The following is a 26,727-nucleotide window of genomic DNA, read 5'->3' on the forward strand; positions in this document are numbered from 1 at the left end:
TCGGCAGCTGACGCACTTAGCATCGTACGGGCTTGGAATAATGGCACTCACCTCGCTTCTCGGACGGCTCCGCCACACCGAGTGGCGCTGTTTCCACGCCCTGGTGTGGATAGGCTGGTTAATCGCATGGGCGAGGTCCGCCCGGCTGAGATCGTGACAATGGGAGGTCGGCATGGGCAGCGCCACATCCCGCGACCGCCTGATAGAGCTTCTGGAACCTGTCGTCGGAGCCGAAGGGCTCGACTTGGAGGACGTCACGGTCACCCCCGCGGGCAAGCGGCGGCTGCTGCGTGTCGTGGTCGATCGTGACGGAGGCGTGAGCCTCGACGACGTCGCGGAGGTCAGCCACGCCGTCTCCGCGACGCTGGACGCCGACGAGGCGATGGGGACCACCCCGTACGTGCTCGAGGTCTCCTCTCCGGGAGTCGACCGTCCCCTCACCGAGCCGCGCCACTGGCGCCGCGCGGTGAAGAGGCTGGTCAAGGCCGACCTGAGGGACGGCAGCGCCGTGGAGGGCCGGATCGTCACCACCGACGAGACCGGCGTGGAGCTGGACGTCGACGGCGCGCCGCGCCGCATCGACTATGAGGACCTGACCCGAGGACGGGTGCAGGTGGAATTCCGCCGGCTCGACGACGCCGAAGACGACGGCGAAGACGGCGACGAGGGCTAAGGGGGAAGCCTCGTGGACATCGACATGAGCGTCCTGCGCAGCCTGGAGCGGGAGAAGGACATCTCCTTCGACCTGGTCGTCAAGGCGATCGAGGACGCGCTGCTGATCGCATATTTCCGGAGCGAGGGCGCGGCGGCCAAGGCGCGCGCCGAGCTCGACCGCAAGTCCGGGCACGTGACCATCTTCGCCGCCGAGCTCGACGACGAGAGCGGGGAGGTGCTCAGGGAGTTCGACGACACCCCGGGCAACTTCAGCCGCATCGCCGCGACCACCGCCAAGCAGGTCATCCTGCAGCAGCTGCGCGACGCCGAGGACGAGATCAACTTCGGTGAGTTCGCCAGCCGCGAGGGCGAGCTGGTGGCGGGAGTCATCCAGCAGGGCAAGGACCCGCGAGTGGTCCTGGTCGACCTGGGCAAGATCGAGGCGGTGCTGCCGCACAGCGAGCAGGTCCCGGGCGAGGAGTACGTCCACGGCGACCGCATCCGCTGCTACGTGGTGCAGGTCAAGAAGGGCCACAAGGGCCCCTCGGTGACCCTGTCGCGCACCCACCCCGGCCTGGTGAAGAAGCTCTTCGCGCTGGAGGTGCCCGAGATCGCCGACGGCACGGTCGAGATCGCCGCCGTCGCCCGCGAGGCCGGTCACCGCACCAAGCTCGCGGTCAGGTCGCGGCGCCCGGGAGTGAACGCCAAGGGCGCCTGCATCGGCCCGATGGGCTCACGGGTACGCAACGTGATGACGGAGCTGCACGGCGAGAAGATCGACATCATCGACTGGTCGGAGGATCCCGCGGATTTCGTGGGGAATGCGCTGTCTCCGGCCCGCGTTTCCCACGTAGAGGTGATCGACTTCGAGGGCCGCGCCGCGCGCGTGACCGTGCCGGACTACCAGCTCTCCCTCGCCATCGGCAAGGAGGGCCAGAACGCCCGGCTGGCCGCCCGCCTCACCGGCTGGCGGATCGACATCCGTCCCGACACCCAGCCGGGGGACGCGGCCGGTCCCGCAGATGCGCCCACACGGTAAGCTGGAATATGGTGGCCAGGCTGCCCCACTGAGAACATGTGTGGGGTGCCGGGTTCGCACGGTTTCCTCCGAGCTGCTCCGCCTGGTGGTGGTCGAGGGCGTTATCGTCCCTGACCTGCGAAGACGGCTCCAAGGTCGTGGTGCTTCACTGCATCCCACCTTGAGCTGTCTCGAACTCGCAGAGCGTCGCCGAGCGTTTCCGCGTGCTTTTCGCGTCGCGGAATCACTCGACCTGTCGCGGCTGCGTGGCCACCTGGAAGAGCAACACGATGAAAGGATCGGGTGAAATGGTTACCGACTGTCATGTAGGACGCCGATTTGATGGGCTGGTCAGATAGCTATGAGCGCCTGATGAGCATGCGGCGATGAGTACGTCAACGTAACGACGGTCCGGCGGCACCGCCTCCCGGGCCGAGACAAGGGAGTGCAGTGGCGAAGGTCCGGGTATACGAGCTCGCCAAGGAGTTCGGTGTGGAGAGCAAGGTCGTCATGGCCAAGCTCCAGGAGATGGGCGAGTTCGTGCGTTCGGCGTCCTCGACTATCGAAGCACCGGTAGTCCGCAGGCTCACGGAAGCTTTGGGCGGCCCCAGTAAGGGCTCGTCCGACAGGGGCAGAGGCCCCAGGCCGCCTCAGGCGGCCCCTCGGCCGGGAGACGGCCAGCCCAACGGCGCCTCCACGGCGTCGACATCAATCCCCAAGCCGGGACCGGCCCCCAGGCCGGGTCCTCGTCCGGGTCCCGCACCGGCTCGTCCCGCGGCCCCCGCGCCGCAGGCGGCCCCGCCGGTCGTCCCCCCGGCTCCGCCGGTCCAGCCCCCGCAGCCGCCGCGTCAGCAGCCGCCGCAGGTGCAGGCCCCGCGGTTCGAGGCACCCCGCACCGACAGCGCACGTCCGGCGGCCTCCGGCCCCGGTCCCAAGCCGGGTCCCAGGCCCGCTCCGCGTCCGGGTCCCGCCCAGCGTCCCGAGGCGCGTCCCGAGGGCGGTCGTCCGGCGGGCGGTCCGGGTGGTGGAGCGCCTTCGGGCCCCAGGCCCGGTGCCGGTGCCCCCGGTGCCGGTGCGCCCAAGCCCGGCCCGCGTCCGGGCCCGCGTGGCCCGCGCCCCGGCAACAACCCGTTCTCGTCGAACGCCAGCGGCATGGGCCAGGCCCGTCCGCCGCGCGCCGGCGGCCCCGGTGGTCCCGGTGGCCCCGGCCGTGACGGCGGTCCCGGCGACAGGGGTCCGCGTCCCGGCCCCCGCGAGGACCGCGGTCCTCGTCAGGACCGCGACAACGCCGGTCCCCGTCCGCCCGGCGCACGTTCCGGCCCGCCCGGATCCGGTGGCCCGCGTCCGGGTCCCGGTGCCGGTGGCCCGCGTCCCGGCGGCGGTGCGGGCGGCCCCGGTGGCCCGCGTCCCGGTGGTCCGCGTCCCAGCCCGATGATGATGCCCCAGGGCCGGCCCGCCGGTCCCGGTGGCGGCGGTGGCGGCGCCGGCCGTCCCGGTGGCGGTGCGGGTGCCGGTCGTCCCGGCGGTGGCGGCGCCGGTCGTCCCGGCGGTGGCGGCGGTCGTCCCGGTGGCGGCGGCGGTTTCGCCGGTCGCCCGGGTGGCGGTGGCGGCGCCGGCCGTCCCGGCACCGGAACCGGTGGTCCCGGTGGCGGTGGCGGCGGTTTCGCCGGCCGTCCCGGCGGCGGTGGCCGTGGTCGCGGTGGAGGCACCGCGGGCGCGTTCGGCCGTCCCGGAGGGCGCCCGACCCGCGGTCGCAAGTCCAAGCGCCAGCGGCGTCAAGAGTTCGACAACATGCAGGCCCCGGCGATCGGCGGCGTGCAGGCCCCCCGCGGCAACGGGCAGACGATCCGCCTGTCGCGCGGCGCCTCCCTGTCGGACTTCGCCGACAAGATCGGCGCGATCCCGGCGTCCCTGGTGCAGATCATGCTGCACCTGGGCGAGATGGTGACCGCCACGCAGTCGGTCAACGAGGAGACGCTCCAGCTTCTGGCCGCCGAGCTCGACTACAACCTGCTTGTGGTCAGCCCGGAGGAGGAGGACCGCGAGCTCCTGGAGACCTTCGACATCGAGTTCGGCGAGGACGAGGGCGACGAGTCCGACCTGGTCGCGCGCCCGCCGGTGGTGACCGTGATGGGTCACGTCGACCACGGTAAGACCAAGCTGCTCGACGCCATCCGCAACACCAACGAGGTGGCGCGGGAGGCCGGTGGCATCACCCAGCACATCGGTGCCTACCAGATCGGCACCGTGCACGAGGGCGAAGACCGGAAGATCACCTTCATCGACACCCCGGGTCACGAGGCGTTCACCGCCATGCGTGCCCGAGGCGCCAAGGTGACCGACATCGCCGTCCTGGTCGTCGCGGCCGACGACGGTGTGAAGCCGCAGACCGTCGAGGCGCTCAACCACGCCCAGGCGGCCGACGTGCCGATCGTCGTCGCGGTCAACAAGGTCGACAAGGAGGGCGCCGACCCGGGCAAGGTCCGGGCCCAGCTCACCGAGTACGGCCTGGTCGCCGAGGAGTACGGCGGCACCACGATGTTCGTCGACATCTCCGCCAAGAACGGGATCGGCATCGAGAACCTGCTCGAGGCCATCCTGCTCACCGCGGACGCCGAGCTCGACCTGCGGGCCAACGCCACGATGGACGCCCAGGGCGTCGCCATCGAGGCGCACCTCGACAAGGGCCGCGGCCCGGTCGCGACCGTGCTGGTCCAGCGCGGCACGCTCCGCGTCGGCGACTCGATCGTCTGTGGCGAGGCCTTCGGCCGCGTCCGGGCGATGCTCGACGACAAGGGCGAGGCGATCCAGGAGGCCGACCCGTCCCGTCCCGTGATGGTCCTGGGTCTGACCGCGACGCCCGGAGCCGGTGACAACTTCATCGTCGTCACCGACGACCGGATGGCGCGCCAGATCGCCCAGCAGCGCGCCGCGCGCAAGCGCATCGCGGACATGGCCAAGTCCGGCCGTCGCCGCACCCTCGAAGAGCTCTTCAGCGAGATGGAGAAGGGCCAGGTCGACGAGCTCAAGCTCATCATCAAGGGTGACGTCTCCGGTTCCGTCGAGGCCCTGGAGGACGCGCTGCTCAAGATCGACGTCGGCGACGAGGTGCGCCTGCGGGTGCTCCACCGCGCCGTCGGTGCGATCACCGAGTACGACGTCAACCTGGCGGTCGCCGACGACAACGCCGTCATCATCGGCTTCAACGTGCGCCCCGAGGTCAGGGCGCGCGACCTGGCCGAGCGCGAGGGCGTCGACATCCGCTACTACTCGGTCATCTACCAGGCGATCGAGGAGATCGAGGCGGCCCTCAAGGGCATGCTCAAGCCGGAGTTCGAAGAGGTCCAGATGGGCACCGCCGAAGTCCGCGAGGTCTTCAAGGTGCCGAAGATCGGCAACATCGCCGGTGCTCTGGTCCGCTCGGGCACGATCGTCCGCAACAGCAAGGCCCGGATCATCCGCGGCGGGGTCGTCATCTCCGACAACCTCACCGTCTCCTCGCTGCGCCGTTTCAAGGACGACGCGACCGAGGTCCGTGAAGGGTTCGAGTGCGGTATCGGTGTCGGCTACAGCGACATCAAGATCGATGACGTCATCGAGACCTTCGAGATGCGGGAGAAGCCGCGAGCCTGATGCCTCGACAGGCGAAGGAACCGTTCCGCCGGCCGTGCCACCCGAGTGCCCCTCGGGTGCGCGGCCGGCGGGCGGGGCCCGCGCCCCGTGGCACGGTGCCGACCGTGGCGAGTGACCCACTATGTATGTAGGTGCCCTGACATTGGACATCCTGCTCGGCGACGTCCACTCGCTGAAGCAGAAGCGCTCGGTGGTGCGTCCCATCGTCGCCGAGGTGCAGCGACGGTTCCCGGGTGTGGCCGTCGCGGAGACCGGCCATCTCGATCTGCATCGCCGTACCGAGATCGGGATCGCGGTCGTCTCCTCCACCGCCGCCAACTGCGGCGCGGTGCTGGACGACTGCGAGCGGCTGATCGCCTTCCACCCGGAGATCGAGCTGCTGTCCGCCAGGCACCGGCTCTACAACGAGGACGAGGACTAGATACGGAGACGGCCGGTGGGCGGAAGCACCCCTACCGCCACCGGCCCTCCCCGTGAGAAGGGGGGAGCTATGGACGCCGCACGCGCACGCAAGATCGCCGATCGGATCCAGCAGATCGTGGCGGAGATGCTGGAGCGCCGCATCAAGGACCCCAGGCTGGGGTTCGTGACCGTGACGGACACGCGCATCACCAACGACCTGGGCGAGGCCACGGTGTTCTACACCGTGTTCGGCTCCGAGGCCGAGCGGGCCGACTCCGCCGTGGCCCTGGAGAGCGCCAAGGGGCTCATCCGCTCGGAGGTGGGCCGCCAGACGGGCCTGCGCCACACCCCGACGCTGACGTTCACCCACGACCCGCTTCCCGACACCGCCCGCCACCTGGAGGACCTGCTCGCCGAGGCGAAGGCCAGGGACGTGGAGATCGCCAAGCGGGCCGAGGGAGCCTCGCACGCCGGGGACGCCGACCCCTACCGCAAGCCCGAGGACCGGGAAGACGGCGACGACTCCGGGGACGAAGAAGACGAATCCTCGGAACGCGCGGGACACTCCGCGACGTGACGCCCGACCTGCGTGACGACGACTCGGCGGGCCCGGTGTCCGGTCAGGACTGGGCCCGGGCCGTCGAGCTCATCTCCGCCGCGGACGAGATCGCGCTGGCCTGCCACGTCTCGCCCGACGGCGACGCGCTCGGCTCCATGCTGGGCGTCGGGCTCGCGCTGCGCGCGGCGGGCAAGCGGGTCACCGCCTCCTTCGGCGACCGGCGTTTCACGGTGCCCAGGCTGCTGCGCTTCCTGCCGGGGCAGGATCTGCTCGCCGATCCCGCGCACTACCCGGCCGCGCCCGAGGTGATGGTCACCTTCGACGTTCCCACCGTCGGGCGTCTCGGCGTGCTGACCGGCAACACGGCCAAGGCACACGAGCTGGTCGTGCTGGACCACCACCCGTCCAACACCGGCTTCGGCACCCTCAACCTGGTCGACCCCGACGCCGCGGCCACCGCCGTGCTCGCCGAGGAGCTGATCCACCGGCTCGGCCTGCCGGTCGACAAGGACATCGCGACCTGCCTGTACGTCGGGCTCGTCACCGACACCGGCTCGTTCAGGCACTCCTCCACCACTCCTGACGCGCACGCCATGGCCGCCCGGCTGCTGGCCACCGGGCTCGATCCCGAGAAGATCGCCCGTGAGCTGTGGGACCGCTCCCCGTTCGGCTACCTGAAGGTGCTCGGCGCCGTGCTCGACAGGGTGCGGCTGGAGCCCGAGGTGGGCGGCGGCCTGGTATGGACGTTCGTCACCCGCGCCGACCGCGCCGCGTACGGGCTGCCGTACGACGAGATCGAGGGGATCATCGACGTGATCCGGCGCACCGACCAGGCGGACGTCGCCACCATCCTCAAGGAGGACGACGAAGGCGTCTGGCAGGTCTCCATGCGCTCCAAGGGCGGGGTGGACGTCTCGCGCGTCAGCGCCGCGCTGGGGGGCGGCGGGCACGCCAAGGCGGCGGGTTTCACCTCCCACCAGCCCGTCGAGGAGACGATCGCGAGTCTCCGGGCCCTGCTGTAAAACCCTTCCCGAGTCTCCGGGCCCTGCTGTAAAACCCTTCCCGAGTCTCCGGGCCCTGCTGTAAAACCCTTCCCGGCACGCCTGTAAGGATCGAAATGAGTACGGCTCGCGCCAAGCGCACCCCGCCGCCGAGCGGGCTGATCATCGTCGACAAGCCCGCCGAGTGGACCTCGCACGACGTCGTGGCCAAGCTCCGCGGCATCGCGGGCACCCGCAAGGTCGGCCACGCGGGCACCCTCGACCCGATGGCCACCGGCGTGCTGGTGGTCGGCGTCGAGAAGGCCACCCGCCTGCTCGGCCACCTCGCGCTCACCGAGAAGGGCTACGACGCCACGATCCGCCTGGGCCAGACCACCAACACCGACGACGCCGAGGGCGAGATCATCGCCACGGCGCCGGCGGCACAGGTCGCCGAGGAGGAGATCAGGAAGGGCGTCGCCACGCTGACCGGCCCGATCATGCAGATCCCGCCGCAGGTCAGCGCCATCAAGGTGAACGGCGAGCGGGCCTACAAGCGGGCCAGGGCGGGCGAGGAGGTCGAGCTCAAGGCTCGCCCGGTGACCGTGTCGGGCTTCGAGATCACCGCCGTACGCCGGCACGGCGACCTCGTCGACGTCGACGCCTCGGTGTCCTGTTCCAGCGGCACCTACATCCGCGCGCTCGCCCGCGACCTGGGCGCCGGACTGGGGGTCGGCGGCCACCTGACCGCCCTGCGCCGTACCCGGGTGGGCCCCTACGACCTGTCGGCGGCCCACACCCTGGAGCGGCTCGCCGCCGAGTGCGTGATCCTGCCGATGGCCGACGCGGTCGCGGCGGCCTTTCCCCGCAGGGACGTGACCGCCGAGGAGGCCGCCTCCGTCGCGCACGGCGGGCGGCTGCCCGCGCTGGGCCTGGGAAGCGGGCCGATCGGGGTGTTCGGCCCCGACGGAACCCTGGTGGCGCTCGTCGAGGAGCACGGCCAGATCGCCAAGTCCCTGGCGGTCTTCGTCTCCTGACGGACTGCCTGCCAGCGTCTGTCCTGTTCGTCCTGCGAAGTCCGTCGAAAGTCCGTGGAAAGTCCGTGGAAAGTCCTCCGAAGTTCCTTGACGCTCTCCGAGGTCCCGCGTGGCCGGCGGCGGGGCGCGGCCAAGGGGCTCCCCGATTGGGGAGAAGGACCGAGAGCATGGCAGTCTTTAGGGGTTCATCCGCTACGAGGGAAGAGGCTGCGGTGCGAGGCTGGCACGGATTGGACGACGTGCCCGAAGACTGGGGCAGGTCCGTCATCACCATCGGCGTCTTCGACGGCGTTCATCGCGGGCACCAGCAGATGGTGACCCGTGCCGTCGCGATGGCCGCGCGTCTCGGGGTGTCCTCGGTGGTGGTGACCTTCGACCCGCATCCGGAGGAGGTCGTGCGTCCCGGCACGCACCCGCCGAGGCTGACGACGGCCAGGCACCGCACCGAGCTCCTCGCGGGGCTGGGGGTCGACGCGGTGTGCGTCCTGCCGTTCACGCTGGAGTTCTCCCGGATGAGCCCGGACGAGTTCGTGCAGACCGTGCTCGTCGACCGGTTGCACGCCGCCGGGGTCGTGGTGGGGGAGAACTTCCGCTTCGGGCACAAGGCCTCCGGTGACGTGGAGACGCTGCGCACCCTCGGGGAGAAGTACGACTTCGTGGCCGAGGCGGTCCCGCTGGTCAGCGAGGGGGAGACGATCTCCTCCACCCGGATCCGCGAGCAGATCGCCGCCGGGGACATGGAGGCGGTCACGCGGACGCTCGGCCGCCCCCACCGGGTCGAGGGCGTGGTGGTCCGCGGTTACCAGCGCGGCCGGCAACTCGGTTTCCCGACGGCGAACCTGGAGTCGCCGGAGTTCACCGCGATCCCCGCCGACGGCGTCTACGCCGGCTGGCTGCAGGGGGTCTCGACCGGAAACCTGCCCGCCGTCTACGGCGGCGAGCGCTGGCCCGCGGCGATCTCGGTGGGCACCAACCCGACCTTCGAGGGCGTGCCCCGCACGGTCGAGGCGTACGCGCTCGACCGCGATGACCTCGACCTCTACGGCGCGCACGTGGCCGTGGACTTCGGGCCGAGGCTGCGCGGCAACACCAGGTTCGACTCGATCGAGGCGCTCGTCGCGCAGATCCACGCCGACGTGGACGAGGTGCGGCGCTTGACGAGCTGACCTTTCCCGCCCGCCACCACCCGCTCCCGCCCGGGTCCCGCCCGGCCCTCGTGTCACACGGACCTCGCGCCACGCGGCCCCTCCGGCCCCGCTCTCCCGGTCCCATCGGGGTTCCCGGACAGGGCTCGCCGGTGCTTTCGTACGATGTGCGAGGGCGCCGAAGCCGGTGGTAACCTGGCATGTCAGCTCTGTAACCGGTGGTCCATGATCCCGGTGCTGATCTCGCCACGGCGACTGTAGGCACGCACGGTCGTTCGGGGAGCCGGAATTGCGCGTGCCCGCAGAGGTTCAAGGAGAAAAGTGTCGCTCGACACCGCAGCAAAGAAGCAGATCATCGGTGACTACGCCAAGGGTGAGACCGACACCGGTTCCCCCGAGGTGCAGATCGCGCTGCTCAGCAAGCGCATCAGCGAGCTCACCGAGCACCTGAAGGTGCACAAGCACGACCACCACAGCCGTCGTGGCCTGCTGCTGCTCGTCGGCCGCCGTCGCCGGCTGCTGAAGTACCTGCAGAGCAAGGACATCGCGCGCTACCGCTCGCTCATCGAGCGGCTCGGCCTGCGCCGATAGTGTCGTGAGGGAGTGGCGTTCGCGCCGCTCCCTCATATCTCATACGGGGTGGTGTCGGCGCGTCGCGCCACGAAGACGCCGCCCCGGTGAGCAAACTGAATAGCCGAGACAGTGCCCCGCGTCCGCAAGCAAGCGCGCCCCACGGCGTCGGAGGGCCGGTCCTCGGTAGTGGCCCCCGGTCATCATGGCACAAGCCATACGGAACCGGGCGCTTCGATCGAAGACCGGCGCTGCACCTACGGGGAGCCGGCAACACGACGAACCAGGCGCGACACGTGCGTCTGGCCGGACGCGGGCGACCGACCCACAAGGAGGTCCCCCGTGGAGGGTGTCCACAGCAGCGAAGCCGTTATCGACAACGGCTCATTCGGCACGCGTACCATCCGGTTCGAGACCGGGCGGCTCGCGCGCCAGGCGGCGGGTTCCGCCGTCGTCTATCTCGACGACGACACGATGGTCCTCTCCGCGACCACCGCGTCCAAGAATCCCAAGGAGAACCTCGACTTCTTCCCCCTCACGGTGGACGTCGAGGAGCGAATGTACGCCGCGGGCCGCATCCCCGGCTCGTTCTTCCGGCGTGAGGGCCGTCCCTCCGAGGACGCCATCCTCACCTGCCGCCTGATCGACCGGCCGCTGCGCCCCTCGTTCGTCAAGGGTCTGCGCAACGAGATCCAGGTCGTCGCCACCATCATGGCGCTGCACCCCGAGCACCTGTACGACGTCGTGGCGATCAACGCCGCGTCCCTGTCCACCCAGCTCGCCGGGCTGCCGTTCTCCGGCCCGATCGGCGGCGTCCGCGTCGCGCTGATCGAGGGCCAGTGGGTCGCCTTCCCGACCAACACCGAGCTGGCCAGCGCCACCTTCGACATGGTGGTCGCGGGCCGCGTCCTGCCCGACGGCGACGTCGCGATCATGATGGTCGAGGCCGAGTCCACCCGCGACACGCTCAAGCTGGTCGCCGAGGGTGCCGTGGCGCCGACCGAGGAGACCGTGGCCCAGGGCCTCGAGGCCGCCAAGCCGTTCATCAAGGTGCTGTGCGAGGCGCAGGCCAAGGTCGCGAAGGTCGCCGCCAAGGAGACCGCCGAGTACCCCCTGTTCCTCGACTACCAGGACGACGTCCTGGAGGCCGTGACCGGCGCGGTGCGCAGCGAGCTCGCCTCCGCGCTCACCATCGCCGGCAAGCAGGAGCGCGAGGCCGAGCTCGACCGGGTCAAGGCCCTGGTGCTGGAGAAGGTCGGCCCCGACTTCGAGGGCCGCGAGAAGGAGATCGGCGCCGCGTTCCGGTCGCTGACCAAGAAGCTCATGCGCGAGCGCGTCATCGCCGAGGGCGTCCGCATCGACGGCCGCGGCGTCAAGGACATCCGGCAGCTCAGCGCCGAGGTCCACATCGTGCCCCGCGTGCACGGCTCGGCCCTGTTCGAGCGCGGCGAGACCCAGATCCTGGGCATCACCACGCTCAACATGCTCCGCATGGAGCAGATGATCGACACGCTCAACCCCGAGCGCACCAAGCGCTACATGCACAACTACAACTTCCCGCCCTACTCCACCGGTGAGACCGGCCGGGTGGGTTCGCCCAAGCGGCGCGAGATCGGTCACGGCGCGCTCGCCGAGCGGGCGCTCCTGCCGGTGCTGCCGGCGCGCGAGGAGTTCCCGTACGCCATCCGCCAGGTCTCCGAGGCGCTGAGCTCCAACGGCTCGACCTCCATGGGGTCGGTCTGCGCCTCGACGATGGCGCTGCTCGACGCGGGCGTCCCGCTGAAGGGCATCGTCGCGGGCATCGCGATGGGCCTCATCAACGAGGGCGACCAGTACGTCACGCTGACCGACATCCTCGGTGCCGAGGACGCCATGGGCGACATGGACTTCAAGGTCGCCGGCACCAAGGACGTCATCACCGCCCTCCAGCTCGACACCAAGCTGGACGGCATCCCGGCCTCCGTGCTGTCGGCCGCGCTGCGGCAGGCCAAGGGCGCCCGCCTGGCGATCATCGACGTGATGCAGGAGGCCATCGACTCCCCGGCGGAGATGAACGCGACGGCCCCGCGCATCATCACGATCAAGATCCCGGTGGACAAGATCGGAGAGGTCATCGGCCCGAAGGGCAAGATGATCAACCAGATCCAGGACGACACCGGCGCCGAGATCACCCTGGAAGACGACGGAACCATTTACATCGGCGCCACCGACGGCCCGTCCGCCGAGGCGGCCAGGTCGGCGATCAACGCCATCGCGAACCCGCACATGCCGGAGGTCGGCGAGCGCTACCTGGGCACGGTCGTCAAGATCGCCGCCTTCGGTGCCTTCATCTCCCTCATGCCGGGCAAGGACGGCCTCCTGCACGTCTCCCAGATCCGCAAGCTGCACGGCGGCAAGCGCATCGAGAACGTCGAGGACGTCATGAACGTCGGCGAGAAGGTCCAGGTGGAGATCGCCGAGATCGACTCGCGCGGCAAGCTCTCCCTGGTGCCCGTCGAGGTCATCGAGAAGGAGGCCGCCGCGAAGGCAGAGTCCGGCGACACCGAGACGTCCGCGGCCCCGGCCGCCGAGGCGTCCGCCGCCGCCGACGAGCGGCCCCGCGAGGAGCGGCCCCGCGAGGAGCGGCCCCGCCGCACCCGCACCCGCAGCAGCAACGGCGGTGGCGGCGGCAACCGCGGTGGCGGCGGAGGGGAAGACCGCAACTCGTGATCACCACCACTCTGCACCCCGGCAAGGACGGCGCCGGGGTCGTGAAGCGCACCGTCCTTCCCGGTGGGCTCCGGGTGGTGACCGAGTCCATGCCGACCGTGCGTTCCGTCGCGGTCGGCATGTGGGTCGGCATCGGATCGAGAGACGAGTCCCCCCAGCACATGGGCTCCTCCCACTTCCTTGAGCACCTGCTGTTCAAGGGCACGCCCACGCGGGACGCCCTGGAGATCTCCGCGGCCATCGAGGGCATCGGCGGCGAGATCAACGCGTTCACCGCCAAGGAGTACACCTGCTACTACGCGCGGGTCCTCGACGAGGACCTGCGGGTGGCGATCGACGTGCTCGCCGACGTGGTGACCTCCTCGCTCATCAGCGAGGAGGACGTCGAGGCCGAGCGTGGCGTGATCCTGGAGGAGATCGCCATGCACGACGACGATCCCTCGGACGTGGTGCACGAGCAGTTCTCCGCCGAGCTGTACGGTGACACGCCGGTCGGCAGGCCGATCCTCGGCACGGTCGACTCGATCACCGCGGTCACCCGCGACCGGATCGCCGAGTACTACCGGCGCTACTACCTGCCCACCCACACCGTGGTGTCGGTGGCGGGCAACGTCGACCACGAGCGGGTGGTGGCCCTGGTCGCCGCGGCCTACGAGCGGGCCGGGGCCCTGGGCGGGGACGCCTCGCCGGTGCCCCCGCGCGTGTCGGGCCCCGGCGTCGAGCTCCGCTCCGGCACGCGGGTGGTGCACCGGCCGACCGAGCAGGCCAACCTGGTCCTCGGCACGACGGCGCTGACCCGCACCGACGAGCGCCGCTTCGCGCTCGGCGTGCTCAACGCGGCGCTGGGCGGCGGCATGTCCTCGCGGCTGTTCCAGGAGATCAGGGAGAAGAGAGGCCTCGCCTACTCGGCCTACTCCTACACCTCCGCCCTCGCCGACACCGGCCAGTTCGGCATCTACGTCGGCTGCCTGCCGTCGAAGATCGACGACGTGCTGAAGATCTGCCGCGAGGAGGTGCTCCGTGTGGTCGCCGACGGCATCACCGAGGAGGAGATCGTCCGCGGCAAGGGCCAGATGCGCGGCGGTCTCGTGCTCGGCCTGGAGGACACCGGTTCCCGGATGTCCAGGATCGGCAAGGGCGAGCTGGTCTTCGACGAGCTGCTCTCGGTCGACGACCTGCTCGCCAGGATCGACGCGGTGACCCCGGAGCAGATCGCCGAGGTCGCCTCGGAGGTCCTCACCCGCCCGATGTCCCTCGCGGTCATCGGCCCCTACGAGGAGGACAGGGACTTCAGCGCGGTCGTCACCGGCTGACGGTCCTTCACAGCTTCCGGTACGAACGGCCCCGGCGTTCCCGCGCCGGGGCCGTTCGTCGTTCCGTGACGGCCCTCACCGGCTCCACGTACGAGCGCGACCCCGTCGTCCCGTGCCGGGGCCGTCCGTCGTCCCGGGGTCCTTCGGTATAGCCTTGGGCCCGTGATCAGGGTTGGAGTTCTCGGCGCCCGAGGGCGCGTCGGTGTCGAAGTGTGCAGGGCCGTCGAGGCGGCGGACGATCTGGAGCTGGTCGCGGCCGTCGACCAGGGTGACCCGATCGAGGGGCTGGAAGGCGCCGAGGTGGTGGTCGACTTCACCCACCCCGACGTCGTCATGGGCAACCTCGAATGGTGCGTCTCCCACGGCATCCACCCGGTGGTCGGCACCACCGGCTTCGACGCGGGACGGCTGGCGACCGTCAGGGGCTGGCTGGACGCCAACCCCGGGGTCAACGCGCTGATCGCCCCCAACTTCGGCATCGCGGCCGTGCTCATGATGCACTTCGCCCAGCAGGCGGCCCGCTACTTCGAGTCGGCCGAGATCGTCGAGCTGCACCACCCCAACAAGGCCGACGCGCCCTCGGGCACCGCCCGCCGCACGGCCGAGCTGGTCGCCGAGGCCCGACGCAAGGCGGGTTCCGCGCCGATGCCGGACGCCACCAGCACGGAGCTCGACGGGGCGCGCGGCGCCGACGTCGACGGGGTCCGCGTGCACGCGGTCCGGCTGGCCGGGCTCATCGCCCACCAGGAGGTCATCCTGGGCGGCGACGGCGAGATCCTCACCATCCGCCACGACACCATGAACCGCTCGTCGTTCACCCCGGGCGTGCTGCTGGGCGTGCGCCGGGTGCGCGAGCTCCCCGGCCTCACCGTCGGCCTGGAGCACCTTCTCGACCTCTAGCGCGTGGCCCGCCGGTTCCGCCGCCTCCGGAACCCCGGGTCTCGCGCCGCTCGTTGCACGACCATGACGCCTTCCGAGCTCGCCTGCCCGCTCTGTCACGGCACCGCGTTCCAGCAGGAGCAGGGCAGGCTCGACAGCCGCTGGGGTATCACCTCGCACCGGTTGACCCTGATGATCTGCGAGCGGTGCCGCTATATCCTCCACTTCTATGACAAGCACTCCATCTTCGACTTCGACTGAGGTCCGCTGGGCGCGGCCGGAGGAGCTGGCCGGGCTGGTGGCGGTGGAGCTGGCGGCCGACGGGGTCTTCGCCCAGGTGGGGATCACCTTCCCGCCGGGGACCACGATGGTCGAGGAGGCCGACGACCCCTCCCGGGTGCTCGTGGCGGGCGACCCGCCGATCGGGTTCGCCCTGTTCGGCCTGGTCGACGGGCAGGTCCACCTCGACCAGCTCGCCGTCCACCCCGACCACGGGCGCAGGGGGACCGGTGGGCGCCTGCTGGAGGCCGTCTACGAGCACGCGGCCTCGACCGGCTTCGCCGCCGTGACGCTGACGACCTACCGCGACGTGTCCTGGAACGCGCCCTGGTACGCCCGGCGCGGCTTCTCCGTGCTCGACCCGGCCGAGTGGGGGCCGGAGCTGGCCGAGCTGGTGCGCCACGAGCGCGAGCTGGGCATCGAGATCGCCCCCCGCGTCGTGATGCGCCGCATCCTGTGACGGGACCGGTTCAGCGGATCGTGAAGCCGGGCTTCGGCGGGGCCGGGTGGCGGGGCCTCGGCGGGGCCGGCGAGCCGGGCCTTCGCGGGCTCAGAGGGCCAGGCCGACGGTGAGCAGCAGGCCGTACACGAGCTGGAAGCGGCCCGTCTGCTGGAGCGTGGCGATGAGCGCGGGGCCGGTCGCGCCCGCCCGCACGGCCTTCACCGGGGCGACGGCGAGCGGGGCGGCGAGCAGCGCCAGCGCCGCGAACGGCCGCCACGGCGCCAGCGCGGGCGCGATCACCAGGGGCAGCAGCAGGCAGAGGGTGTAGAGGACCCGGGTGCCGCGGTCACCGAGCACCACGGCCATGGTGCGCTTGCCCGCGGGCCCGTCGGTCACGATGTCGCGCAGGTTGTTGACCACGAGCATCGCGCAGGCCAGCAGGCCCGCCGGGACGGCCGCCGCCACCGCGAGCCAGGGCAGGTACTCGAGCTGGACGTACGTGGTGCCCGCCACCGCCACCAGGCCGAAGAACACGAAGACCGAGACCTCGCCGAGCGCCCGGTAGCCGTACGGGCTGGAGCCGCCGGTGTAGAACCAGGCGGCGGCGATCGCCAGCGCGCCGACCAGCAGCAGCCACCACGCCCCGGTGGTCACGACGAGCACCAGCCCGGCCACCGCGGCGGCCAGGAAGCAGGCGAGGGCCGCGGTGAGGACCTGGCGGGGCGAGGCGGCGCGGGAGCCGACCAGGCGCATCGGGCCGACCCGGTCGGAGTCGGTGCCGCGCACCCCGTCGCTGTAGTCGTTGGCGTAGTTGACGCCCACCTGGAGGGCGAGGGCCACGAACAGGGCCAGCAGGGCCCGCCACCACACCCCTCCGGCGTATCCGATCGCGACTCCGGTGCCGACGGCGACGGGGACGACTGCGGCGGGAAGGGTGCGCGGACGTGCTCCGGCGATCCACTGGCTCGGGGTGGCCATGGGCGTGCGAGGTTCCTCTCCGGCTCTAGCTGATGTCGGTCGCCAGGCGGATCATCCGCACCGTACGGCCCATGTCGATGACCCGCTCGGCCCCGTCGGCGCCCCACCCGGCGGACTCCAGGAAGCCGAGCACCGCGTAGTTGTCGGCGAAGACCCAGGTAACGATGGTGTGGTAGCCGTCGTCACGGAGGTAGTCGACCGTGGCGTTCAGCAGCCTGCTGCCGTGGCCGCGCCGGACGTGGTCGGGGTCGATCAGGAACGTGAGCATCTCCCCGGCGGTGGTCGGGTCGAGGTCGGGATCCTCCGCCGGGGCGTGTGAGGCCAGACCGGCGACCTTCTCCGCGCCCTGCAGCGCGGCCATGGCCTCGATGCCGCCGGGACCGAGCGCCGGGAAGGCGTCGGTGTCGAGGACGACCTGCTCCACGGCCACCAGTACGCGGTGCCGGCGGCTGGGCGGCGAGGTGATCGCGTCCTCCCACTGCTGGCGCCACATCTTCTCGGCCGCCGGGCCGGTCATCTGCTCCAGCGGTCCTTCGGGAAGGAAGTCCCGGTAGCCGTACTTCCACGCGCGGATCTGGGTGCCCGTCACCGCGGCGACATCCTCGTGCCGAGCCGCCCGCACGCCTACGTCTGCCATCTCGGCCCGCTCCTTCTCTGCCGTCTGCCGTCGCCTCGAAACGCGCTGTCTCGTAGATCTCGTGCCACGCGAGCGGGCATCAGGCGGGTGGATCCGTGAGGCAGGCTCTTACACCGTATCGGGGAATCCGACTCAGAGATGACGTGAACCCGGCTCCGTCTGCCGTCGGGCCCGATATGCCCTTGTCTTCGTGCGGTTGCCGCAGACCCTCATGGAACACCACGAGCGTGAACGATTCTTGGACGAGTCGACGAACGCCCACTGGCAGGTGCTCTCGGTGCAGACCTTCAGGCGCGGCCACATCCCGCCGGAGTGGGCGCTCATCACGGCGGCGACGATCCCGGCCAGGCCGCCGGGCACCCCAGTCGCGACCGGTTCGAGCACCGGCCCACCGGCGGTCAGGGCGACGCGCAGCGGGAGGGCGCCGAAGGACCGCGACGGCCCGGGGTCGTGATCACCGCTGCCGGGGCGGTCGTGGTTGTGGCGGAGGGCCTCGCGGAGGGTCTCGCGGAGCTCGACGGCCGTCGCCAGATCCGTATCGGTGGCCGTGTCCTGCGGGCCGGTCAGGCCTCGTCCGGCCAGCCAGGCGGTCAGCGCGGCAGGGGAAGGGATCGAGTCGGTCCCCTCCTCGACGTCGTACGTGTTCACGAAGGCGATCACCAGCTCGGAGGGGTCGCTCATGTCGTCCCTTGCCTCCTCCCTCTTCGCAACCACTGTACGCCATTAGGGGGTTGTGTTCCTTTCGACACCATCATAAGGTCATAGATGGTGTTTTGAGGAGGTTGTCATGTGGTACCTGGCCTATCTCGCGTTCAAGGAGACCGGCAGGCGCGCGTCGTACCGGAGGAGAGATCATGATCATGAGGGTGTGGAGAGGCTGGACCCGCGCCGAGGACGCCGCCGCCTATGAGAAGTACCTGCTGGCCACGGGATACGTCGGCTACACCTCGACCGAGGGCAACCGGGGGGTGTGCTTCACCTGTCGGGAGGTGGGGGAGCGGGCCGAGTTCCTGCTGACCTCGCTCTGGGAGTCGTGGGAGGCGATCATCGCCTTCGCGGGGGACGATCCGTCGCGCGCCGTCTTCTACGACGAGGACGACCGCTTCCTGGTCGAGCGCGAGCTCACGGTCACCCACCACGAGGTCTTCGCGGCCACCTGACCACTCTCGCGGGGGTTCGGGAGCAGGGGGCGCCCCCGAACCCCCGCGAGGGCGACCAGGTGGCCAGGGGCTGTCCATGGGCGCCGCCGGGCTGACTTCAGGTGCGATGCCGGGGCCCGTGGGAGAAAACGGAAGCGGGCCCGTCGAAGGGCGGGCCGGGCGCGGTCAGGGGCCGTCCAGGGCCGTCGCCAGCCTGCGCACGCCCTCGACCAGCTCGGCCGTGTGGACGGTCGCCGAGTGGGTCACCCTGATGCGCGGGCCCGGCGGCTCGGCGGGGTAGTAGATGCGCCCGGGACTCACCAGGGCGCCCGCCCTCCTGGCGGTCTCCACCACGATCTCCTCGTCCCGGTCCTCGGGGAGCCGTACCCACAGGTGCAGGCCGCCACGGGGGACGAGGTGGATCCCGGCGCCGGGCATCCGGGCGGTCAGGGCGGCGGCGAGGGTGTCCCTGCGAAGCGCCAGTTCGGTGCCCAGGGAGGCCAGGTGGCGCCGCCAGGCGGGCGAGCCGACGAACTCCAGCGCCGTCTCCTGGAGCGGCCTGGCCACGAAGAACGACTCCACGAGCTGGCTCGCCCTCAGGCGCCGGGCGGCGGGCCCCCGGGCGACGACCCCGGCGACCCGCAGGCTCGGCGACAGGACCTTGGTCAGGGAGTTGATGTGCACGACCGTGCCGTGGGCGTCCAGCGCGACCAGCGGCGGCGGTACGGGGGAGGTGGTGAAGTAGCGGGCGTAGTCGTCCTCGATCACGAACGCCCCGGCGGCGCGGGCGATCGCCAGCACCTGCTCGCGGCGCTCCAGGGGCAGGGTCGCGCCGGTGGGGTTGTGCAGGGTCGGCTGGCAGAGGAAGACCCGCGCGCCGGTCACGGCGAACGCCTCCGCGAGGAGCTCGGGTCGCACCCCGTCGCGGTCGACGGGCACGGCCGTCGCGCGGAGCCCGGCGGCCCGCGCCGCCGCGAGCGCGCCCGGGTAGGTGGGGGTCTCGACGAGGACGGGGGTGCCGGGGGCGGCGAGGGCGCGGAAGGCGTGGATGAGCGCCGCCTGCCCGCCGCTGACGATGAGCACGTCCGACGGGGTGACGTCGCCGCCCAGCTCCTGGGCGAACCACCTGCGCAGCTCGGGGAGACCGGCCAGCGGCGGCATCGCCCAGACGTCGGGGCGGCGCAGCGCCCGGGAGGCGGCGGCCGACAGGGCCCGGGAGGGTCGCAGGACCGGGTTGAGGTAGCCGCCGGTGAGCGGGATGACCCCCTCGGGCGGGGCGGTGAGCAGGCCGCTGACCTCGCTGTCGTCCACCACCCTGTCACCGAGCGCCACCGTCTGCCACGACATGTCGGCGCTGTCGCCGCCCCGCGTGATCGCCGGAGCCACGTAGGCGCCGCTGCCGGGCCTGGTGATCACGCGTCCCTCGGCGGCGAGCCTGCCGATCGCGCGCGACACGGTCACCGGGCTCACGTTGTGCAGCCGGACCAGCTCCCGGCTCGACGGCAGCCGGTCGCCCGGACGGAGCCGCGACACCTCCTCACGGAGCGTGGCGGTGAGCCTGACGATACTGCTATCGTCGTTCATGAGTGAAAAGAGTAGCGCTATCGTACCAAATCGGATAGCGGCGGGTACGGTCTCGCCGGTCTCGCCAGGAGAGGTGCTGCCCGGTGTGGTGCCTCCACGGGAGGCACGTCACGATCGGAGGCCGGCCGGCCCGGTGCCGCCCGGGGCACCGGGCAGGGCCTGGCGGGGGACCCTGCTGGCCGGGCTCGGGGTGCTGGCGTTCTCGGGGTCGTTCCCGGCGACCGTCTTCGCGATGGAGGGCTTCGACCCCTACCTGGTGGCGGTCGGCCGGGCCGCCGTCGCCGCCGCCGCGGCCGCCGCGTTCCTGCTCGTGGCCGGGGTGCCGCTGCTGCCGCCCAGGTCCCAGCTCCGGTCGTACGGCGTCATCGTGGCGGGCGTGGTGTTCGGCTTCCCCCTCTTCAGCGGCCTGGCGCTCTACGCCGGGGCCTCCACCTCGCACGCCGCCGTGGTGATCGGGCTGCTGCCCGCGGCCACCGCCGCCTGCGCGGTGCTGCGGGCGGGGGAGTGGCCCAGGGCGCTGTTCTGGGTGTCCTGCGGCCTCGGAGCCGTGTCGATCACCGCCTTCACCCTCAGCATGGGCGGCGGCCACGTCACCGGGGCCGACCTGCTGCTCGTCGGCGCGCTGCTGTCGGCCGCCGTCGGCTACACCGAGGGCGGGCGCCTGGCCCGCGCGACCCCCGGCTGGCGGGTGATCTCCCACACCCTCGTCCTCGCCACCCCGCTGACCGTGCCGATCACCGTCGCGCTCGCGCTCACCACCGACGTGCGGCCCACCGCCGCCTCGCTGGCCGGGTTCGCGTACGTCGGCCTGGTCTCGATGTTCCTCGGCTTCATCCCCTGGTACGCGGGCCTGGCCATGGGCGGCATCGCCCGCGCCGGGCAGACCCAGCTCGCCCAGCCGCTGCTGACGCTGCTGTGGGCCTGGCTGCTGCTCGGGGAGCTGTTCGGCCCGGTCACGATCGCGGCGGCGCTGGCCGTCCTCGCGTGCGTCGCCCTGACGCAGCGGGCCCGCTCCTGAAAGTCTTCGGGGCAGGGACGGGTCTGTGCCGGGTCCCGAGGTGGGGCAGGTCCTGTGACGGATCCCGAAGCGGGGCGCGCCGGGCCGGACCCCGGGGCGTTCTTGAAAGACGTGACATACAGGCGCAAGATGTGAAACGAAGGTGTCACAGGGGGTGTGGCCATGGCGGACCTGACGATTCCCGAGGGCGGTTTCTGGCCCGCTCCCGAGATCCCTCAGCCGAACATCTACCCGATGGAGTGGCGGGTCGAGACCGGGAAGCTCGCCGCCATCTACGAGAAGTCCAAGCGGACGGTCTGGAACCCGGCCGACCTGCCCTGGGAGGATCTCAGGCCGAGCGACTTCACCCACGAGCAGCGCCTCGGGATCATGTACTGGTTCTCCGTGCTCGCCAACTTCGACGCCTCGGGCCCGGCCGTCTTCGCCCGCGCCACCATCCAGGCGTTCGAGAAGCACGAGGAGGACCCGGTGAGGAAGTGCTTCTTCTCGATCACGCGTGACGAGATGAATCACGAGGAGTGCTGCCAGCGCACCATCGCCAGGCTCTGGCCGGGCGGGCCGCTCGACTGGATCCCCGCCACCGACCTGGAGAAGGCCGCCCACAACAACATCGGCTGGCTCTATCACAACGGTGGCCGCTACTGGACGGGCTACAGCGGCGCCGTCGGCAGATACAGCCTGCCGGTGCTGTTCACCAGCTTCATGATGGGGGAGATGGCCGCGTCCACCCTGTTCCGGGGCATGGCGACCGGGACCAGGCATCCCGTCTTCGGTGACATGTTCCACCGCATCGGCCGCGACGAGTCGCGCCACCTGCAGATCTGCGTGACCATCCTGGAGAACGAGTGGCCGGGCCTCACCGACGACACCCGTTCCCTGATCACCCGCCAGCTGCGCGCGGGCTTCGTCTTCCTCTCGATGATCCTCTGGGAGCCCCCCGGCGGCTTCTGGGAGCTCCCGCCGTACTTCCTGCCCAACCACCGCGTCCTGATGGACCACGCCCGCGACGCGGGCCTCGGCGTGCTCTCGTACGAGGAACAGGCGGACAACTGGCGCGTGGCCATGGCCAGGATCCGCGCCATCGTCGAACGCTGGGGCATCGAGTTCCCCGCCATCCCCGAACTCGACATCGACGGCGTCCAGGTCGACGTCCTCGACCCCGAGGACATCATCCCGGTGTTCTAAGCGCCTGGCCGGTGGCATACGAAAGCCCCGGCCCTCCCTGGACCGGGGCTCGCTGCTGTCCGGGTCTCGTACCGGGCTACGAGGCCACGTTCTCCGGCCGCGCAACGACACGGACGAGCAGGTCGCGGATCTCGACCTGCCCGGCTTTGAGCTCGGCGACGTCCTGGGGTACGCGGTTGAGCTTCAGCTCCATACCGCTCTGCCCGGCTTTGATTGCTGCGATGTCGCTTTTGATCTCAGCGATGTCGGATTCGACGGTGTCGATCCGATCCTCGATGCACGGTATGCGACCAGGATAGGACGATCCCCCGCGAGCGTGAGGCCGATTCGGAAGGAAGCGTCGCGTCACCCGCTTTCGAAGGCGGGAAGCCGGGTGAAACCGCTCCGAGCTGGGAAAATTCACCGTGCGCGCAACCGCATGACCCCGGAGGACGGCAGATGGCCGATCAGCCCCATGACTCGCCCTGAGGGCGAAGACCCCTCGGCGCCCGTCGGTCCACCTCTCGCGCACGCTTCCGATCCGGCCCCCGCGTCCGGTGCGGAGCCCGTTCCCGTACGAACACCCGAGACGAGGTCCCTCCAGCGGCGAAGTCATGTCGCCCTCGTGCTGCTGACGCTGGCGGCGGGGGCGATGGACGCGATCGCCTTCCTCGGGCTCGGCGGTGTCTTCACGGCGAACATGACCGGCAATCTCATCCTTTTCGCCCTCGTCGGCCGCGAGGACTGGCTGCTCCACGCGATGCGCTCCGGACTCGCCTGCGCGGGGTTCTGCGCGGGGCTCCTCATCGGCTTCACAATGCCGGGGCGTCGCGAGGGGCACGCGTTGTGGCCGTTGGCCGCCGTCAGGCTCCTGTGGGCCGATCTGGCCCTCCAGATCGCCTTCCTCGCCGGTTGGGCGCTCATCGCGGGAGCCCCCGGCCCTGTCGCGATCCTCGCGCTGATCGGGACGGGATCCTGCGCCATGGGCATGCAGGCCGCCGCGGCCCGCCGCGTCAACCTCGCCGGCATCACGGCCACGTTCGTCACGGGCACCCTCACCTCGCTGTTCGAGACCTCGGCGTCGGGCTGGTCCACCGACAACCGGCGTCGCGCCGCCATCGTGGTCGCTCTCGTCCTCGGTGCCCTCTGCGCGTCCCTGCTCCTGCGTTTCGCGCCGCCCTGGGCCGGTGTGGTCGCCCCGGCCTGCACGTTCCTCGCGCTCGTCGTCGTACATCCGTACGTGCGGGGGGCGCGTTTCCGGGGACGCCGAGGACGACCGGACCGAGAGCCCCAGCGGTGATTCGCGGCCGGTTCATGAGGTTTTCGCAGGACGAGAATGGATATTCCAGGGCGGGTCGATTGTGGGTCTGTCGCTCGGCCGGTGAATCGCTTAGAAATGAGATCGGGACTCCGACTTCCACTCTCGCCCGATCACGACGGCCAGGGGCGAGCGGAGATCCTCCGATGACATAAGGAGATGACTCGTGGGCGTGGGCCTCTCGGTGGGAGATGTGGTCGAGGACTTCGAGCTTCTTGACGAGACGGGCACGCGGCGGCGGCTCAGCGAATTCCTGGCGAAGGGGCCGGTGGTGCTCTTCTTCTATCCGGCGGCCATGACCTCCGGATGCACGGCCGAGAGCTGCCACTTCCGCGACCTGGCGGCCGACTTCGCCGCCGAGGGGGCGACCAGGATCGGGATCAGCCGCGACCGGGTCGACCGGCAGGCGAGATTCGCCCAGGCCAACCAGCTGGGCTTCCCGCTTCTCTCCGACCCTGACGGCACCGTCGCCCGGCGCCTCGGCGCCCGCCGCACCGTCGCGGTGGGCCCGTTCCTCACCCGCCGGATGACCTTCGTCATCGACGTGGACCACCGCCTCCTGGAAGTGATCCACAGCGAGAGCTCCATGGAGGCCCACGCCGACCGGGCACTGGAAGCCCTCCGCTCCCGCCCGCACCCGTGACCGGAGCGAGAAAGCCCCCTGATGCTCCGGTGACACTCCGTGATCTCTCCCGTCGAGGTCCCGCGAACACGGGTGTCGCACGAAGATCTGAGTCATGAGCAGTGGATCGGGATGGCGGATAGCGCTCTCTGCTCTGTTGATCGCGGGCCTGCTGACGGGAGACGCGGCGGGCCGGGTCGTGAGGCACGCCGGCCCGGCCGACGTGCGGCGGATCGGTGAGCCGGCCTCCCGTTGGCACCTGAGATACGCGACCGAACCCGCGACTGCCGACATCACGCACCGGGTCGTTCCCGCCGCGGGAAACCAGGCATGGCTGTTCGTCACCGGCGAAGGGCGCCCCGGTACGTCGTTGCTGCACTGGAACACCTCCGGCTGGAATCCCGTCGGCAGCCTGCCCGGCCAACTGAAGAAGGCCGAACACATCGACGTCAGCGCCTCGGCGTCCGGCGACGCGGTGTTGGTGATCAACCATGTGCCGGACGAATGGGATGATTCGACCGAGCACCTCTGGCAGTTCTCCGGTGGCCGCTGGACGCATCATCGTCCCCGCCACCTGGACTGGACCGGCGACTTCGCCGTCGTCGGCCGGAACGACGTGTGGCTCGCGCAGGGAGGCGGTCCCGACGGACCCCCTCCGGACATGGTTCATTGGGACGGCACGGCCCTGCGCCGGCATACACCCCCGGAGGCGACGGACCTGGCCGTGGTGGCGGCGGCCGGTCCCGATGACGTGTGGGTGGTCGATCACAGGGGCTGGCCCAGAACGCTGCACTGGGACGGCGGGCGATGGAGCGTGGCCCCGCTACCGTGCACTCCTGCTCTCGCCCGGCGCGGTTGCCACGGACGTCCCTTCCTCAGCAGGTTGAGCGGTCTGGCGGCGGGGTCGAGGAATGACGTGTGGGCGGTCGGCCCCGGTTGGGCCGACGGTGCCCGCCCGGTCGTCCTCCACTGGAACGGCGCGGCGTGGAACCAGGTGAAACTCGATGTGAACCACCACACAGGGCTGGCGGCTGTGCGCACCGACCCCGTCGGCGGTGTGTGGATCGCCGCCAATCCCGCCGACGGAACGCCCTACGTGCTCAATCTGCGCAACGGCGAATGGACGAGGTCTGCTCTTCCTCGAAGTGGTCCGCCCGCCCGCATCGTGGACATCGCTCCGGCGCCCGGCACCACCCACCTGTGGGTCCAGGCCCAGCACGGCGACGGCCCCGGGAAAACGTCCCTGATCTACGAACTCCAGTGACGCCCGGCCGGGTCTGGCGGCCGCCGGCTCGGCGGGACCAGGTCATGCGCAGGGATTCGTCGAACCACCGGGACGCCAGGCTCTGGTGGTGACTTCCTGTTTCGTTCGGCAAGATCAGAATCTCCTGGGGGATGACTCCGCTCCTGCGGCCGGGCAGGCGACGTAACCGGTCGCTATGAGTGCTAGACCTATAGGGATGAGTTTGTCGGCATAGTTCCTACTTTGTCACTTCGGGCCAGTCTTCGACGAGCGATACGTATGTGCCGCGATACGGCACGGTGAAGACCCATCCCTGGTCGCGCAGGAACGCCATCGCCTGGCGCACGGTGGCCTTGGCGACACCGTGCTTCTGCATGAGCTCTTTCTCGCTGGGCACCCGCCGGTTCGGGCGTAGCTCGCCCGCCTGGATCTGACGCCGTACATCGGCTGCGATCTGCTGATATACGGGGGTCTGGTCCTCTGGCCGTGGGGTTCCGGGCTCGCCGACGAAGGTCCCTTCTCCCTGGACCGTGTACGCCAGGCCCTGCTCGCGCAACTCCCTCGCGACTCGACGTGCCGTCGTCCTGGCGATGCCGTACTCGACTTCGAGTTCCGTCTCACTGGGCACGGCCTCGCCAAGGCCGAGATCGCCCGTCTCGATGCGCGCACGGATCATTTCGGCGACCTGTTTGTAGACCGGGACGGGGCCTTCGCGGTCAAGCATGCCCGCATCATAGACCGCAAGGTACGTATACCCGCAAACCAGACATTTAATGAACGAGTAGATAGGTGTGCTAGACCAGTAGGGGCTGAGTGAACTATGGTGTCTCGGTGAGCACGTGGGGGATGGGAGTCCTCGTGGTGGCGGGGGTGCCGGTCGGGCGGCATCACGGGCATCACGCGGCGCCGTTGCAGGTGGGATACGAGCCGATCGACTGGAGGCCCGAGCGGCCGAGGGCCGACCGGTTGCGGATCAAGGAACACACCTGTGACTGCCTTCCCACCTTCTACGAGCTCTGTCAGGCGGGCGGGCTGATGTTCGTACGGCGAACGGAACGGGCGAGAAAGGGAGTGGTCGTGCACGAGTCGCCCTGGGTGGTCGCCAAGCGGACACAGGAGTTGTGGCTTCGGCTCCTGATGGGAGCCGCCCACTGACGATCGGGCGCCGGGAGGGGGACGACCCCGGACCGGCGCCCGCGAAAAGCCCCCGATCTCCCTGAAGGAGGCCATGTCGTCCAGGGAGGTCGGGCGGTGGTCCCGCATCGGTCGGAGGGTCCGGTGCGGGACCGCCGGACAGCGGCCCGGCAGGCGTCCCTTCCCACACTCACCTGCCGGGCTCCGTCTCCCGTCACGGGCTCTCCTGTCCCGGGCTTTCCTGTCCCGGGGAACACGGCGCCGGTTCTC

27 protein-coding genes are annotated in these 26,727 nt (G+C 70.7%); 22 read left to right on the plus strand and 5 right to left on the minus strand.

The genetic code is table 11. The annotated features are described in order from the left end of the window. Positions 1-172: 172 nt before the first annotated feature. The 15 genes from rimP (at position 173) to ACTOQ1_RS28925 (ending at position 15,638) form a co-directional block, all read left to right on the plus strand. Positions 173-673, plus strand: coding sequence for a ribosome maturation factor RimP (rimP, locus tag ACTOQ1_RS28855; protein WP_440071119.1), 501 nt, complete (start codon positions 173-175; stop codon positions 671-673). A gap of 24 nt (positions 674-697) precedes the next feature. Next, positions 698-1,693 carry a transcription termination factor NusA gene (gene nusA / locus ACTOQ1_RS28860; RefSeq protein ID WP_440071150.1) on the plus strand — a complete coding sequence of 332 codons (996 nt, stop codon included), beginning with the start codon at positions 698-700 and terminating at the stop codon, positions 1,691-1,693. Next, complete coding sequence (locus tag ACTOQ1_RS28865; protein WP_362677636.1) at positions 1,677-1,979, plus strand: YlxR family protein; 303 nt, start codon at positions 1,677-1,679, stop codon at positions 1,977-1,979. The genes nusA and ACTOQ1_RS28865 overlap by 17 nt, the downstream gene beginning before the upstream one ends. 143 nt (positions 1,980-2,122) lie before the next feature. Then, complete coding sequence (gene infB / locus ACTOQ1_RS28870) at positions 2,123-5,305, plus strand: translation initiation factor IF-2 (RefSeq protein ID WP_440071120.1); 3,183 nt, start codon at positions 2,123-2,125, stop codon at positions 5,303-5,305. A 121-nt stretch (positions 5,306-5,426) separates the two neighbouring features. Continuing rightward, positions 5,427-5,726 carry a DUF503 domain-containing protein gene (locus ACTOQ1_RS28875; protein WP_329091737.1) on the plus strand — a complete coding sequence of 100 codons (300 nt, stop codon included), beginning with the start codon at positions 5,427-5,429 and terminating at the stop codon, positions 5,724-5,726. Between the two features lie 69 nt (positions 5,727-5,795). After that, the gene (rbfA, locus tag ACTOQ1_RS28880; protein ID WP_344745459.1) at positions 5,796-6,284 is read left to right on the plus strand and encodes a 30S ribosome-binding factor RbfA; all 489 of its coding nucleotides are present in this window, start codon (positions 5,796-5,798) and stop codon (positions 6,282-6,284) included. Beyond that, entirely contained in the window at positions 6,281-7,288 is a 1,008-nt protein-coding gene (locus tag ACTOQ1_RS28885) for a DHH family phosphoesterase (protein WP_440071122.1), read from the plus strand. Before rbfA ends, ACTOQ1_RS28885 begins: the two co-directional genes overlap by 4 nt. Before the next feature lie 95 nt (positions 7,289-7,383). Further along, complete coding sequence (gene truB / locus ACTOQ1_RS28890; protein ID WP_440071123.1) at positions 7,384-8,283, plus strand: tRNA pseudouridine(55) synthase TruB; 900 nt, start codon at positions 7,384-7,386, stop codon at positions 8,281-8,283. Positions 8,284-8,495: 212 nt separating this feature from the next. Then, positions 8,496-9,449 (plus strand): bifunctional riboflavin kinase/FAD synthetase, encoded by a 954-nt coding sequence (locus ACTOQ1_RS28895; protein WP_440071124.1) that lies wholly within the window; start codon positions 8,496-8,498, stop codon positions 9,447-9,449. Positions 9,450-9,749: 300 nt separating this feature from the next. Beyond that, complete coding sequence (gene rpsO / locus ACTOQ1_RS28900; protein WP_030904195.1) at positions 9,750-10,019, plus strand: 30S ribosomal protein S15; 270 nt, start codon at positions 9,750-9,752, stop codon at positions 10,017-10,019. Positions 10,020-10,340: 321 nt separating this feature from the next. Continuing rightward, a complete protein-coding gene (locus ACTOQ1_RS28905; protein ID WP_440071125.1) occupies positions 10,341-12,707 on the plus strand; it encodes a polyribonucleotide nucleotidyltransferase in 2,367 nt (788 codons plus the stop codon). After that, entirely contained in the window at positions 12,707-14,020 is a 1,314-nt protein-coding gene (locus tag ACTOQ1_RS28910) for a M16 family metallopeptidase (protein WP_440071151.1), read from the plus strand. Before ACTOQ1_RS28905 ends, ACTOQ1_RS28910 begins: the two co-directional genes overlap by 1 nt. A 162-nt stretch (positions 14,021-14,182) precedes the next feature. Further along, positions 14,183-14,920, plus strand: coding sequence for a 4-hydroxy-tetrahydrodipicolinate reductase (gene dapB / locus ACTOQ1_RS28915; RefSeq protein WP_440071126.1), 738 nt, complete (start codon positions 14,183-14,185; stop codon positions 14,918-14,920). Positions 14,921-14,983: 63 nt separating this feature from the next. After that, positions 14,984-15,160 carry a hypothetical protein gene (locus ACTOQ1_RS28920; RefSeq protein WP_362677621.1) on the plus strand — a complete coding sequence of 59 codons (177 nt, stop codon included), beginning with the start codon at positions 14,984-14,986 and terminating at the stop codon, positions 15,158-15,160. Then, positions 15,129-15,638: a GNAT family N-acetyltransferase gene (locus tag ACTOQ1_RS28925; RefSeq protein WP_440071127.1), complete on the plus strand. Its 510-nt coding sequence runs from the start codon at positions 15,129-15,131 to the stop codon at positions 15,636-15,638. The genes ACTOQ1_RS28920 and ACTOQ1_RS28925 overlap by 32 nt, the downstream gene beginning before the upstream one ends. Before the next feature lie 90 nt (positions 15,639-15,728). Here ACTOQ1_RS28925 and ACTOQ1_RS28930 read toward each other — a convergent pair whose 3' ends face one another. The 3 genes from ACTOQ1_RS28930 to ACTOQ1_RS28940 all read right to left on the minus strand — a co-directional run bounded on the left by ACTOQ1_RS28930 (position 15,729) and on the right by ACTOQ1_RS28940 (position 17,916). After that, positions 15,729-16,598 carry a 1,4-dihydroxy-2-naphthoate polyprenyltransferase gene (locus ACTOQ1_RS28930; protein WP_440071128.1) on the minus strand — a complete coding sequence of 290 codons (870 nt, stop codon included), beginning with the start codon at positions 16,596-16,598 and terminating at the stop codon, positions 15,729-15,731. 25 nt (positions 16,599-16,623) lie between these two features. Continuing rightward, positions 16,624-17,235 (minus strand): GNAT family N-acetyltransferase, encoded by a 612-nt coding sequence (locus tag ACTOQ1_RS28935; RefSeq protein ID WP_362677609.1) that lies wholly within the window; start codon positions 17,233-17,235, stop codon positions 16,624-16,626. A 132-nt stretch (positions 17,236-17,367) separates the two neighbouring features. Then, positions 17,368-17,916 carry a CGNR zinc finger domain-containing protein gene (locus ACTOQ1_RS28940; RefSeq protein ID WP_440071129.1) on the minus strand — a complete coding sequence of 183 codons (549 nt, stop codon included), beginning with the start codon at positions 17,914-17,916 and terminating at the stop codon, positions 17,368-17,370. Between the two features lie 173 nt (positions 17,917-18,089). Here ACTOQ1_RS28940 and ACTOQ1_RS28945 point away from each other — a divergent pair, with 173 nt between their 5' ends. Further along, entirely contained in the window at positions 18,090-18,395 is a 306-nt protein-coding gene (locus tag ACTOQ1_RS28945) for a hypothetical protein (RefSeq protein WP_440071130.1), read from the plus strand. Positions 18,396-18,560: 165 nt separating this feature from the next. Here the strand turns inward: ACTOQ1_RS28945 and ACTOQ1_RS28950 are convergent, their stop codons facing one another. Then, positions 18,561-19,958, minus strand: coding sequence for a PLP-dependent aminotransferase family protein (locus tag ACTOQ1_RS28950; RefSeq protein WP_440071131.1), 1,398 nt, complete (start codon positions 19,956-19,958; stop codon positions 18,561-18,563). Between the two features lie 133 nt (positions 19,959-20,091). Here ACTOQ1_RS28950 and ACTOQ1_RS28955 point away from each other — a divergent pair, with 133 nt between their 5' ends. The 5 genes from ACTOQ1_RS28955 to ACTOQ1_RS28975 all read left to right on the plus strand — a co-directional run bounded on the left by ACTOQ1_RS28955 (position 20,092) and on the right by ACTOQ1_RS28975 (position 25,344). Continuing rightward, positions 20,092-20,976, plus strand: coding sequence for a DMT family transporter (locus ACTOQ1_RS28955; RefSeq protein ID WP_440071132.1), 885 nt, complete (start codon positions 20,092-20,094; stop codon positions 20,974-20,976). Between the two features lie 162 nt (positions 20,977-21,138). Next, on the plus strand, positions 21,139-22,161 hold the full coding sequence (locus ACTOQ1_RS28960; RefSeq protein WP_440071133.1) for a hypothetical protein: 1,023 nt from the start codon (positions 21,139-21,141) through the stop codon (positions 22,159-22,161). A 604-nt stretch (positions 22,162-22,765) separates the two neighbouring features. Beyond that, on the plus strand, positions 22,766-23,440 hold the full coding sequence (locus ACTOQ1_RS28965) for a YoaK family protein (RefSeq protein ID WP_440071134.1): 675 nt from the start codon (positions 22,766-22,768) through the stop codon (positions 23,438-23,440). Between the two features lie 184 nt (positions 23,441-23,624). Further along, complete coding sequence (locus ACTOQ1_RS28970; RefSeq protein ID WP_440071135.1) at positions 23,625-24,101, plus strand: peroxiredoxin; 477 nt, start codon at positions 23,625-23,627, stop codon at positions 24,099-24,101. A 94-nt stretch (positions 24,102-24,195) separates the two neighbouring features. Beyond that, positions 24,196-25,344 (plus strand): hypothetical protein, encoded by a 1,149-nt coding sequence (locus tag ACTOQ1_RS28975; protein WP_440071136.1) that lies wholly within the window; start codon positions 24,196-24,198, stop codon positions 25,342-25,344. Between the two features lie 217 nt (positions 25,345-25,561). Here ACTOQ1_RS28975 and ACTOQ1_RS28980 read toward each other — a convergent pair whose 3' ends face one another. Then, positions 25,562-26,047 carry a GntR family transcriptional regulator gene (locus ACTOQ1_RS28980; protein WP_440071137.1) on the minus strand — a complete coding sequence of 162 codons (486 nt, stop codon included), beginning with the start codon at positions 26,045-26,047 and terminating at the stop codon, positions 25,562-25,564. 107 nt (positions 26,048-26,154) lie between these two features. Between ACTOQ1_RS28980 and ACTOQ1_RS28985 the strand changes: the two genes are divergently transcribed. Continuing rightward, a complete protein-coding gene (locus tag ACTOQ1_RS28985; RefSeq protein ID WP_440071138.1) occupies positions 26,155-26,478 on the plus strand; it encodes a hypothetical protein in 324 nt (107 codons plus the stop codon). Positions 26,479-26,727: the final 249 nt, after the last annotated feature.

This window comes from Streptosporangium sp. OZ121 (assembly GCF_051918885.1).
Classification (GTDB): Bacteria; Actinomycetota; Actinomycetes; order Streptosporangiales; family Streptosporangiaceae; genus Streptosporangium.